Origin of the sequence: Shewanella sp. (assembly GCF_047975355.1) — a bacterium.
GTDB lineage: Bacteria > Pseudomonadota > Gammaproteobacteria > Enterobacterales > Shewanellaceae > Shewanella.
Genome location: NZ_JBKEDJ010000025.1, coordinates 1 through 12,740, shown reverse-complemented (window position 1 = coordinate 12,740; position 12,740 = coordinate 1). Strand labels below are relative to the sequence as shown.

The 12,740-nt window shown below is 43.7% G+C and carries 8 protein-coding genes; 1 reads left to right on the top strand and 7 read right to left on the bottom strand.

The genetic code is table 11. The features are described from left to right. Window positions 1-260: 260 nt before the first annotated feature. Window positions 261-2,264, top strand: a complete 2,004-nt coding sequence (locus ACK5NH_RS08465; protein WP_416919181.1) for a methyl-accepting chemotaxis protein — start codon at window positions 261-263, stop codon at window positions 2,262-2,264. Between the two features lie 465 nt (window positions 2,265-2,729). Here ACK5NH_RS08465 and ACK5NH_RS08460 read toward each other — a convergent pair whose 3' ends face one another. The 7 genes from ACK5NH_RS08460 to purL form a co-directional block, all read right to left on the bottom strand. After that, complete coding sequence (locus tag ACK5NH_RS08460) at window positions 2,730-3,914, bottom strand: alginate export family protein (RefSeq protein ID WP_416919179.1); 1,185 nt, start codon at window positions 3,912-3,914, stop codon at window positions 2,730-2,732. 506 nt (window positions 3,915-4,420) lie between these two features. After that, entirely contained in the window at window positions 4,421-4,867 is a 447-nt protein-coding gene (locus ACK5NH_RS08455) for a hypothetical protein (protein ID WP_416919177.1), read from the bottom strand. Window positions 4,868-4,930: 63 nt separating this feature from the next. Beyond that, window positions 4,931-5,287, bottom strand: a complete 357-nt coding sequence (locus tag ACK5NH_RS08450) for a hypothetical protein (RefSeq protein ID WP_416919175.1) — start codon at window positions 5,285-5,287, stop codon at window positions 4,931-4,933. Between the two features lie 569 nt (window positions 5,288-5,856). Further along, window positions 5,857-5,973, bottom strand: coding sequence for a cytochrome bd-I oxidase subunit CydX (gene cydX / locus ACK5NH_RS08445; RefSeq protein ID WP_240129424.1), 117 nt, complete (start codon window positions 5,971-5,973; stop codon window positions 5,857-5,859). An 18-nt stretch (window positions 5,974-5,991) separates the two neighbouring features. After that, window positions 5,992-7,131 carry a cytochrome d ubiquinol oxidase subunit II gene (cydB, locus tag ACK5NH_RS08440; protein WP_416919172.1) on the bottom strand — a complete coding sequence of 380 codons (1,140 nt, stop codon included), beginning with the start codon at window positions 7,129-7,131 and terminating at the stop codon, window positions 5,992-5,994. A gap of 15 nt (window positions 7,132-7,146) precedes the next feature. Next, a complete protein-coding gene (locus tag ACK5NH_RS08435) occupies window positions 7,147-8,703 on the bottom strand; it encodes a cytochrome ubiquinol oxidase subunit I (protein WP_220055033.1) in 1,557 nt (518 codons plus the stop codon). A gap of 1,239 nt (window positions 8,704-9,942) precedes the next feature. After that, on the bottom strand, window positions 9,943-12,740 hold a 2,798-nt coding region (gene purL / locus ACK5NH_RS08430), incomplete at its 5' end, for a phosphoribosylformylglycinamidine synthase (RefSeq protein ID WP_416919170.1).

The following is a 12,740-nucleotide window of genomic DNA, read 5'->3' as shown; positions in this document are numbered from 1 at the left end:
TTGTTGCCCTGTATCGTTTCATCACAGTGAAAGCTTGGAAATGCTTCCGTTTAGTCCCCAAATATTCCCTCACAGCTCCCTTTTCGCTCAGTAACGACTATATTCATATTGACTAAAGTTAATCTAAGTTATCGTAGGTCAACACTGGCAATGTTTAAGCGAACTATCTATAAATAATAGAAAATCTTAGACCCATATCAAGACCACAACGTCAAACTTAGGTTACATTAGTGTTAACCTTTACCCTGTAGGATCGCACAATGAATTATAAGAATTGGCCTATTGCAAAACAGATTGGTGCCCTCGCTTTTATCCTTACTCTGATCATTTTCTGCATACTGAGTACCCTATCCTATAAATCCGCATCAAACGTGCTCGAAGAAAAAGGCATCAGTGCCATGAAAGCCGAAATGCACGCAGTATCCGATATGCTTGAGCTGCAATACGATAGCTTGCTGCAACTGGCAAGACGCAATGCCGATGTGTTTAAGGAAATGTATCCCGGCCAATTTAGTCGCCCAGATAAAACCGTGAATGTGCTCGGCGTAAACACCCCTGCGCTACTGCATGAAAAAGAACAAATTAACTCATCAAAGAGTAAGGTTGATCGCTTTGCTAACCTTACAGGGGGAACCGCCACAGTTTTTGTGCGCGATGGTGATGATTTTGTCCGAATTGCAACCTCCCTGAAAAAAGCCGATGGCAGCCGCGCCTTAGGTACCTTCTTAGGAAAAACTCATCCAGGCTATCCGACCTTAATCAAAGGTGAAGTTTACGAAGGCTACGCCAAGCTCTTTGGCAAAGACTACATGACTGTCTATCGCCCGATTAAAGACACTCAAGGGCAAGTGATTGGGATCTTATACATAGGGTTTGAAATCACTCAGTCCCTCACCCAGTTACAAGCCGCGGTAAATAAAATCATCCTAGAAGAAACTGGTAGCTTCCTGTTAATGCGCAAAGCCGACAATGTGCTAGTCGCCAATCCTAAATTTAATGCGGGTGAACCAGTCACTGAGTCCATGCTCGATGGATTAAGCCTCAGCCAAGCGACACAGGACCAAGCTGAATGGCGCTACACCAACAGTAAAAACCAACCTATGTTTGCCTACACCCAAACGGTGAATGGTTGGAATTGGATGCTGATTGGACAAGTCAATGCGAACGAACTCAATGAAGAGAGCCTACTGTTACTGACCATCAACGCCATTGTCGCGGTCACAGGCATAGTGCTTATTACCGTACTGCTCTCTTTGGTATTAATACGTTCACTCAAGCCATTACATACACTCCAGCGACATATGGAAATCCTAGGTACGGGGGATTTTAGCCATCAACTCCCACCATCGGCTTCCGATAGCCAAAATGAGGTCGATAAGATCACCACTAGTGTGTCGACTATGTCATCGGAATTGCGACAATTAATCAGCGCACTGCAAGCCTCTGTGCAAAGCATTGAGCAGCAAGCCTCTAAAGCGCAGCGCATTGCCAAGCAAAATGGTGAAGAAGCTCAGGCACTTATGCAACAAACGGATCAAATTGCCACTGCGATTGAAGAAATGTCGACCTCCATCCGTGATGTAGCCAACCATGCTCAAGATGGTGCGAACCAGAGCCACCAAGTGGATATTGCCGCGAAAGAAGGCCAGCAGCAACAAACTCAGGTGGTGCAGGATCTGCTGAAATTGAGTCAACAGCTCAGCAGCAGTCACCAAGCCGTCGAAAAAGTCAGCCAAGAGAGTGAGGCCATCAGTAAAGTTACCGAGGTGATTAACAGCATCGCCGAACAAACCAACCTGCTCGCACTCAACGCGGCCATTGAAGCGGCCCGCGCAGGAGAACAGGGCCGAGGCTTTGCCGTGGTCGCCGATGAGGTGCGAACCTTAGCGCAGCGGACACAATCATCCATTCTGGAAATTTCGCAAACCATTGATAAGCTGCAATCTCAAGTGAAAACGACCACTAGCCAAATGGCGCAAAGCCACCAGCTCGGTATCGCCTCGGCCAATCAAGGGGAAGCGACTGGCAAGCAGTTGGAGGAAATCACCCGCAGAATTGGCGAACTGGCGATTAGCTCACGCAATATTGCATCGGCGACTGAGCAGCAAAGCAGTGTTGCCCAAGAGATCACTCATAATCTGCACCAGATAAGTGAGCTGGCAAATGAAGGCGAACACAGAGCGGCCGAAACGGTGAACTCGGCAAATGACTTATCCGCCCTCGCCGTCGCGCTTAAGCAGCAAATCAGCCAGTTTAAAGCTTAAGTAAGGAGTTCCTTTGTCGAAATACCGCCCACTTGGGCGGTATTTTTTTTACTCCGCGAAACCACAAGATAAACCAAATGCCCGTAACGCCTATCTCTTAAGTACAGCAGAGGCCAAGGTTCGAAGCAACGCGCTAAAACATAAACTTTCAAGTAACCTGGTGGTAGGTATAATGGTTTCCCACAAAGATACTGATCTCCCTATATCAGCAGATGACTGACTTAATACTACGAAGAACTTAGCCAAACTCTAATTAACTCATGGTTGTTAGGGCCATAAATTATAAGGGAGTATATGGCTCCAGTTATGGAAGTTCTGCTTGTTACTAACGAATACCAGTAACCTAAACTGGTCGAAAGCGTTGAGCATTTATCGCTTGGCGGCAAAAATGCCGCCCTTCTGGCGGCATATAGCATTTTGATATAAATAACCGGTACAATATTTTATTGTAAAGGCTAACAACGATTAAAATTTTGCCTCTAAAGTTAGCCAGAACTTATCAGCATCATCGCTAAATGAATATCCAGAATCGGCTCCTGAAAAGCTCGCATATTTTGCACTAACGCTATAATAATCAGCAAATGGGTACGTTAAGCTCACTCCCCATTCATTCCCCATATCGATATTATCGATATCAGATTCAAACTGATGGTGAACTGCCAATAATTGCATGCCTAAGAATTTGCCACTCATACTGATATAAAAGTCTCGGATACCTTTATCCCAATTGCCTGCACCATTGAATAGAAATTTATCCGTCCATCCTTGAAAAGAATGCAACGTCGCCAATGGTGTAATAAAACCAGCCGAGCCATCATCTGAACCCAATATCTCGTAGCTTAGCTTCAGATTTATCTCTTTGTAGCCAATCCCTGACTCAAATAGTTGGTAATCAGCATCATAGGATAGAGGGTTATTACTTCCATTTTTCTGTTTAGCATATTCGAAAGCATATTCCAATTTGAGGACATCAAGCTCCCCCTTGCCGGCCAAACGAACACCATATGTATCGGTAGAAAAACGCTCAACATCATTATTATCAATGAGGTAAGCATAAGCACTTAGATTGGCCCAATTATTCGGTGTGTATTTAACATTGACAAGATTAGTGCTATTTCGATGATCCGATTTCCCAGATTCTTCACTAAAGATACGATTAACATTGGTCACATAAGAATAGAATGCGGTAAGATTTTTTATTTCTTGTGACTTTACAGAAAATGCATCATATGTTTGCTCATTTTGACGAAACCCAACCCCACCAACGAACCTTTGATTATCGAGCAAAATACGTTGACGCCCGTATTTTAAAAGTGTGTCATTCGAAACTTTATAGCCTAAGAATGACTGGTTAATTTCGGTATATGAATAATCAGCAATCCAAGGTTTTTCATTTGTAGCACGTACATCATCTAATTCAGCTAAACCAAAAAAGTTATAAATATCACCTGTTTGATATGTCAGCCTTGATCTAAATGAGAATAAATCCTGGCTATCAGATAGCTGGTCTACAGTTTCATAACGCCCACGAATCTGAAAGTTAACTTTGGAATCATCAATGAGAGCCTCACTTATCGGGTCAGCAATAGCAGTATTAAACTGAGTAGATAATATTGCTGCTATACATAAACTTATATTTTTTAATTTCATTTTTCAATCCTTATTTATCAAACATACTTATCCATGAAGCAACTTAAATATCACTGTCACTATATGAATGGCTATTTTTATAAAAAAGAGTGAAATGTGGCATTATCCTTCATAGCACCAAAAGTATAATGGTTAAGCAATATCATCCTTGACATTGCTCTACTGGCAGCTCCAAACCATAGATTCTTCACTGCAGCAAAACACTATCTTAACTATAACATCGCTTGCTGGGAGCACTCCGGCTTACGAATTATAGTAATAGGTTTTACTTAAATATCAGTATATTAACTATGTCACTTACAGGTTACCTTAGTCTTAAGTAATTAAATTCAATGTTCATCATTATTTAATTTCTGCATAGAGTTAACACATAAAACTAACTAATAAATAATTAAACTTATACTTAGAGAAAATGAACCTATAATCTAATTTTTAATTGTATTTATTGTTAAATAACCAAACATTAACACATTAAAATATAGATATACCTCATTTCACTCTAAAACTTAAAAACCAAATTGGTTGAGCGAACTTAACATTAGCTCATTACGACTGTAAACTTTAGTTGAAACTGCTCTATTAAATTCATCAATTATCTTCAGTAATGGATTTTTGATATAGGTGTAAACTGCATCTTCAGAATTATTTTTTTGTAACTGCAATTTAAACTTACTCCGTTCGACAATATCCACTAACCAATAGAAATATTTCGAATTTACCCAAGCACTGGAATCATCTTCATTGACGGAAAATTCGTCACTGTATATAAGATCAATAGCATACTTACCCGAAGAAATATTTATATTATATACGGCCAGACCATCAATTAATTTGACACCCAATTTGTTAGGTAAAGGCAACTTGGTTGCGAAGCTATTTGAGGCAACAAATAAACCAACAGTAACTAAAAAAATACGACTAAGTTGTAGTATGGAGAATTCAAATGTAAACATAGCAGGACTCCCATAAAATTCAGAAATAAAACTGTCAAGCAAGGCTTAAAAATAAAGCCTTAGTTAAATCTGATAGAAAGTGGGAGGGGGAGTTTGCTGGAAAAGTATAGTAGTTTGTAAACTCCAACTTTGTAATTCTACCTGTTGACTACTAACAGCTAAAACAGGTTGATTAGAAGTAAATGGAATTGCAGCAGGTGAGAAATTATTGAAACAATTGTCTATATTACAACAATCCATATCTATATCACAATTAGTACAATGTTTCTGCTCCTTGCAACAATCAGACTTCGTTATGGCAGATGTGGCATGGCTCATATTAGTATGCTGCATTTCAGGCACCAAGGCAGATGCTTCTACGGGCAACATAATCTGCCCGAGCATCATTATCAGCGTAAAACACAGAAACAAATATTTCATCAACATCCTTCTGAAACTAGTTTTTTATAGTACATATCCTTTACCCTTTCAGTTTATGTGTTTTCTCAACCCAAATATGTTAACTTATTCACATTTCCAGAACCAGATCAAGATAATGACGCTGAGATAAATAAACTTAAAACATTAAAGGCTATAACAAAAGGTTGAAAAAGCCAGTTATAAGGGAGGAATTTATTCAAGAATTGACCTATCGACGTTTTCTTGGTATCTCATGCTCCTAAATAATTTCTTCGTTGATACCAACTAAACCAACCCATTCAACGTGAAAATATGGCTCTTCTTTGTATACATGGTGGAGTATATAGTTCTAGCAAATTCTACTTTCATGATTATTTATTTTCATTTGATAAAATTCTCTAATCAACCATGCTTCTTGTGTCCTCTAACTTGTGGTGAATAAGAAGGCTTCTTTTAGTTAGCCTGGGCGTTATTCAGACTTATAGCCTCAAGGAACAATCACCACCGCCTCTGGCGTTTTTTGGGGAAGACAATAAAAAAACCCCACGATTGCGGGGTTTTAAAGGGTTCATGCTACAGGAGGTTAGCTATTACTCAGCCTCATCGCTTGAGCGGTCCATGTTCTCGGTGTTTTCAAGCCACAGGGCGTTGATCACACCAAAAGAACAGGCTAACAAAACCCCTAATATCCACGTGAAATACCACATAGTAGATGCTCCTTAATTCTAATAGAGTGAGGCTTTGTTATCTTCAATATGTTTGCGGTTTAAGCGGCCAAACATCTTGAAGTAAGTCCATACAGTGTAACTTAACACGATTGGCACGAAGATAATCGCCGCCCAAGTCATTACAGTTAGTGTAGTTTCACTCGCAGTCGCATCCCACATGGTCAAGCTCACGTTAGGATCTAATGAAGATGGCATCACGAATGGGAACATTGCTGCACCACAAGTTAAGATCACCATAGCCACAGTCAGCGAGCTAAATAGGAACGCGAAACCCGAGCGATTTAAGCGGCTTACCACAATCACCAGCAGTGGTAATACTACACCTAATACTGGAAATAGCATAGTAATAGGATACTTATCGTAGTTGGCTAACCAAGCGCCAGACTCAACCGCAACGGTTTTCAGCGTTGGGTTAGACAGTGCATGGTGGTCAAGGGTTGAAGTGATAACATAACCATCAATACCATTGGCTAACCACACACCCGCAGCGGCAAATAATACTGCCACTAACAGTGCACATAGCTGAGTCGCATTCGCGGCACGTACACGTAGCTCACCATCGGTCTTCATTTGTAACCAAGCAGCGCCTTGCATCATAAACATGCTCACGCTCACTAAGCCCGCCAGTAAACCGAATGGGTTCAACAGGCCAAATAAACCACCGTGATAAGTCGCACGCAGGAACTCATCGAAGTTGAATGGCACGCCTTGAAGTAAGTTACCGAAGGCCACACCGATGATCAGCGGTGGAATAAAGCCACCACAGAACAACGCCCAGTCCCACGATTTACGCCATTTTGGATTTTCAATCTTAGAGCGATAGTCAAATCCCACAGGACGGGTATACAAGGCAAACAGCACTAACATCATGGCTACATAGAAGCCAGAGAAAGACACTGCATACACCATAGGCCATGCCGCAAACAAGGCACCACCCGCGGTGATTAACCACACTTGGTTACCGTCCCAATGGGGAGCAATGGTGTTGACCATAATACGGCGCTCAGTATCGTCTTTACCGATAATCGGTAAAAGTGCACCCACGCCCATGTCAAAACCGTCAGTGACCGCAAATCCGATGAACAGTACGCCGATCAGAGCCCACCAGATAACTCTCAATATTTCATAATCAAACATAATGAAATCCTCTGCTTAGGCTTCTAGTTTCTCGAAGTGATAACGACCAGTCTTTAAACTGCTAGGGCCAAGACGGGCAAACTTAAGCATCAAGAATATCTCGATCACCAGCAGCACAGTGTAGAACAGTGAAATCGAAAGAATACTGAACCACAGATCCCCAGTCGTTAAACTCGAAGCAGACATAAAGGTCGGCAGCACCTCAGAGATGGTCCAAGGTTGACGGCCATATTCCGCCACAAACCAACCACACTCGATCGCAATCCAAGGTAATGGCAAGCTAAAGAGTGCTGCTTTAAGTACCCATTTCTTCTCTTCGATCTGATGACGTGTGCTTTGCCAGAAGGCTGCCGCGAACACAAACAACATCACAAAGCCTAAGCCAACCATCACACGGAAGCTCCAGAAAATCGGTGCCACATTCGGGATAGAATCCTTCGCTGCCGCTTTGATTTGCTCTTCTGTCGCATCTACAACATTGTCGGTGTAACGCTTCAGCAGTAAGCCGTAACCTAAGTCAACTTTCGCCGCTTCGAACGCGTCACGTAACTCTGGAGACTTATCACCAGCGCGCAGTTTCACCAGCATCTCGTAAGCTTTCATACCGTTGCGGATACGTACTTCGTGTTCAGCCACTAAGTCACGTAGACCTGTCACTTCTTCATCTAAAGAACGTGTTGCTACGATACCCATAGCATAAGGGATCTTAACCGCGAAATCGGTGTGCATGGTTTCTTGATTTGGGAAACCAACTGCAGTAAAGGCTGCAGGAGCAGGTTCTGTATGCCACTCAGCTTCAATTGCCGCTAACTTAACGCGCTGCGCTTCACCCACTTTATAGCCTGATTCGTCACCCAGAACGATAACAGACAGGATAGACGCCATACCAAAGCTGGCTGCAATCGCAAATGAACGACGTGCAAAAGGTAAGTCACGTTTCTTCAGAATGTAGTAAGAGCTGATCGCTAATACGAACATTGCGCCAGTCACATAGCCAGAAGCCACAGTGTGAACAAACTTCACCTGTGCAACAGGGTTGAAAATAACATCAGCAAAGCTGGTCATTTCCATACGCATGGTTTCGTAATTGAACACGCTACCCACAGGGTTTTGCATCCAACCGTTTGCCACCAGAATCCACAATGCGGAGAAGTTGGAACCAAAAGCTACCAACCAGGTTGTCGCTAAGTGTTGACGCTTAGAGAAACGATCCCAACCGAAGAAGAACATACCCACGAAGGTCGATTCTAAGAAGAACGCCATTAATCCTTCAATGGCCAGTGGTGCACCAAAGATGTCACCCACATAGTGCGAATAATAAGACCAGTTAGTACCAAACTGGAATTCCATCGCTAAACCCGTTGAAACACCCAAGGCAAAGTTGATACCAAACAACTTACCCCAGAACTTAGTCATATCTTTATAAATTTGTTTATCTGTCATCACATAGAGTGATTCCATGATAGCCAGCAAAAATGCCAACCCCAAGGTTAAGGGAACAAACAGGAAGTGATACATGGCTGTCAGCGCAAACTGCAACCGTGATAGCTCAACAACCTCTTCAACAATCATCGGTGACTCCTTACGTGGTGCGTCCAATTGCTACGACTACTTGAGCCATTCGTAGCAAGTGCCTTTGTAGGATAGTGAGTTTTCATTTTGTGTTTATAGCTGAATCCAGTATAAACCGTTAAATTTCATCTTTTTCATTACATCGAAGCAGCAAGGCTTAAAAATCCCCTTTTTCCTCGCATACTGAGACCCTAGTCACACTATCGCTCGGCTTTGAGACTTTCACCTCACCACCCAATCCTACAAATGATCCCATCGATATAAATATCAGATAGTTAAGATATTTAATCGCTTTCATTTGTGAGTATTTTATACCACCCGCCTTTGATTCAAATCAATCAAACTCAGGGCTTTAGATGGGTTTTGCAACGGGGCACACACTTCACTTTTACCCACTGTTGACAGAGTCATAATTATGGGGTAGAGAACACGCTAAGGTAAATTAAAAAGTTAGTTTTTACCAACTTGAGCGAAAATCCAATGAATAAGCAGTAAAAATCACAAAAAACAAATAAAAAACAATATTTACACTAATAAAACATCACTAAGAGCATTATTATTTAAATAATTAATTCTATAAAAATCATTATGATAATTCACAAAACCTTTAAAGATGAAATGATTTAAAACCAAAATCAATTAGTTTTACTAATGATAAAATGTATTTTTTCTCGTTTGAGAAGACGACTTAAGCTGGTTAATATATCTCCTGTGTTAAGGAGACGGTTTGATGTGACTGGTGAAGCGCCCCAGGCAAGCCAAACTCCGCGCACATAGGTATAACTTTGGTGTGGAGAAAGAGATATGACAAACTTATTTGAACGTCTGGTTAACAGCTATAAGCGTGTTTTTGTTGAACTTTATACAGCTCGTGAGCTGTAATCGTTCACCGCTTACTCTGAAATAATACTGATTTGATTTGAAGTTTTGTTAGCGCAAAACGAGCCCCCTTCTCGATGAGTTGGGGGCTTTTTGCTTTTATGTCTTGAGAATACGGGCAAATACAGTGACTAAATTAAAGCAAGTCAGTTTTGTTTCACTTGTGTGAACTACTTATTAAGGGGTATTTAGTCTTTAAGATTGATATTTTTGAACTTCATTTTATTAGGTTTAACAAATATAAGACTAAGATCTTAAAATACCTTATCTTTTTTAAAGATGCGTTTTATATATAAAAAAGAGCGAAAAATTTCGCTCCTTTTTTTGCTCACTTAAGTCGTGGTTTTCTCAATAAAAACCTTAGCCTAAGTTAACTCGCGCATTGCGGAACATACGCATCCATGGGCTGTCTTCACCCCAGTTATCTGGGTGCCAAGAGTTTGCAACCGTTCTAAATACACGCTCAGGGTGTGGCATCATCAGTGTCACACGGCCATCGGTAGTACAGATACCGGTTAAACCGTTTGGCGAGCCGTTTGGGTTTTGTGGGTATTGGGTGGCAATTTCACCTTTACCATTCACAAAACGCAGCGCGATAGTGCCTGAAGCCTCAGCTAATGCCAACGCCTGCGCGTTAGCAAATTCCGCATGACCTTCACCGTGTGATACGGCGATAGGCATACGTGAACCAGCCAGACCTAGGAAGAACAGTGATGGACTTTGCTGCACTTCAACTAAGCTGAAACGCGCTTCAAAACGCTCAGAGCGGTTACGCACGAAACGTGGCCAGTGCTCGCTACCTGGGATGATTTCCTTCAGGTTAGACAGCATTTGGCAACCGTTACACACACCGAGGGCAAAGCTTGAATCACGCTCGAAGAAACGTGAGAACTCATCGCGAGCACGGGCGTTGAACAGGATAGACTTAGCCCAACCTTCACCCGCACCTAATACGTCACCGTAGGAGAAACCGCCACAGGCCACCAGACCTTGGAACTCTTCGAGGCTAATGCGGCCCGACAGAATGTCAGACATGTGCACGTCGCGGCTCTCAAAACCTGCACGGTCAAACGCGGCCGCCATTTCCACATGGGAGTTAACCCCCTGCTCACGCAGAATCGCCATCTTAGGTGCAGCACCTTTGAGGATGTACGGCGCAGCAACGTCTTCACTTGGATCGAAGCTTAAGTTAACCGTTAACCCTAAGTCGGTTTCATCCTGCTTAAGCTTAAATTCTTCTAATGCACAGGCGGGGTTATCACGCAGCGCTTGCATGCGGTAAGTGGTTTCAGACCATAAGGTACGCAGTGCAACACGCGTCTCGCTGAAGACTTCACGCGCGCCATCTTTAATGGTGATGCGTTGATCGTTTGCCAGAGTACCAATCAAATGACAAGGCACACCTGCTTGGGCAAATTGCGCTGTGATAAGCTCGGCATCCGCGCGGCTCACTTGCAGTACGCCACCGAGTTCTTCATTGAATAGACGTTCAACGTCAGTACCTTGCAGTGCACTTAAGTCGATAGCAAGACCCGTGTTACCGGCAAAGGCCATTTCCACTAAGGTGGTGAATAAACCACCGTCACTACGGTCGTGGTATGCAATAACCGACTTCTTCGGCACCAGTTTTTGCATGGTTTCGAAGAAACCACGTAACAGAGCAGCATCGTCTAAGTCTGGCGCGATATCGCCTAACTCACCGTAAACCTGTGCCAAACAAGAACCGCCTAAACGGTTTTTGCCAGCGCCTAAGTCGACTAATAGCAGCGAGGTTTCGCCTTTATCGCTGCGAAGCTCTGGCGTTACCGTGTTACGGATATCTTGCACCACACCGAAGGCAGAAATCACCAGTGACATAGGTGCCGTCACGGTTTTGTTCGCGCCGTCTTGCTGCCATGCAGTTTTCATCGACATGGAGTCTTTACCGACAGGAATGGTCAGGCTCAGTTCTGGACACAGCTCTTCACCCACGGCCTTAACCGCTTCATAAAGACCCGCATCTTCGCCAGGGTGACCCGCGGCAGACATCCAGTTAGCGGACAGTTTGATACGTTTGAACGAACCAATATCCGCACCTGCGATGTTCATAATCGACTCGGCCACCGCCATACGGGCAGAGGCACCAAAATCGAGCAGTGCCAGCGGCGTACGTTCGCCCATAGACATGGCTTCACCGGCATAGGTATCAAAACTTGCCGCCGTTACCGCGCAATCTGCGACTGGTACTTGCCATGGGCCAACCATTTGGTCACGGTTCACTAGACCCGTTACCGTGCGGTCACCAATGGTGATAAGGAAGGTTTTGTCCGCCACAGTTGGCAGGCTAAGAATGCGTTTAACCGCTTCTTTCACATCAATGTTGCTTTGCTCAAGCGCTGGTGAAACTGCCTTAGCCGATACCACATTACGGCTCATCTTAGGAGCTTTACCTAATAACACCTCGAGTGGCAAATCGATAGGATTGTTATCGAAATGGCTGTCGGCTAGGGTTAAATGCTGCTCTTGCGTCGCCTCGCCCACTACCGCAAACGGTGCGCGCTCACGCTCACAAATCGCCGTAAATAAAGGTAAGTCTTCGGCAGCAACCGAAAGCACATAACGCTCCTGCGATTCGTTACACCAGATCTCCAGCGGGCTCATGCCCGGTTCGTCCGATGGCACATTGCGCAGATTGAAGATACCACCACGGCCACCATCGTTCACTAACTCAGGGAAAGCGTTAGATAAACCACCCGCGCCCACGTCGTGGATAAATTGGATTGGGTTTTTATCGCCTAACTGCCAGCAACGGTCGATCACTTCCTGACAGCGACGTTCCATTTCAGGGTTTTCACGCTGAACCGACGCAAAGTCTAAATCTTCGCTCGATTGACCCGACGCCATAGAAGAAGCCGCGCCGCCGCCAAGACCGATATTCATCGCAGGGCCACCGAGTACAATCAGCTTAGCACCGACGGTGATTTCGCCTTTTTGTACGTGCTCTTCGCGGATGTTACCTAAACCACCGGCTAACATGATCGGCTTGTGGTAACCGCGGACTTCTACGCCGTTGTGGCTAGAGACTTCTTGCTCATAGGTACGGAAGTAACCTAACAGGGCCGGACGACCAAACTCGTTGTTAAACGCCGCGCCTCCAAGTGGACCTTCGGTCATGATAT

Coding starts and splice junctions, on each gene's coding strand:
- ACK5NH_RS08465 (WP_416919181.1), top strand. CDS start 261: ATGAATTATAAGAATTGGCCTATTGCAAAACAGATTGGTGCCCTCGCT.
- ACK5NH_RS08460 (WP_416919179.1), bottom strand. CDS start 3,914: ATGAAATTAAAAAATATAAGTTTATGTATAGCAGCAATATTATCTACT.
- ACK5NH_RS08455 (WP_416919177.1), bottom strand. CDS start 4,867: ATGTTTACATTTGAATTCTCCATACTACAACTTAGTCGTATTTTTTTA.
- ACK5NH_RS08450 (WP_416919175.1), bottom strand. CDS start 5,287: ATGAAATATTTGTTTCTGTGTTTTACGCTGATAATGATGCTCGGGCAG.
- cydX (WP_240129424.1), bottom strand. CDS start 5,973: ATGTGGTATTTCACGTGGATATTAGGGGTTTTGTTAGCCTGTTCTTTT.
- cydB (WP_416919172.1), bottom strand. CDS start 7,131: ATGTTTGATTATGAAATATTGAGAGTTATCTGGTGGGCTCTGATCGGC.
- ACK5NH_RS08435 (WP_220055033.1), bottom strand. CDS start 8,703: ATGATTGTTGAAGAGGTTGTTGAGCTATCACGGTTGCAGTTTGCGCTG.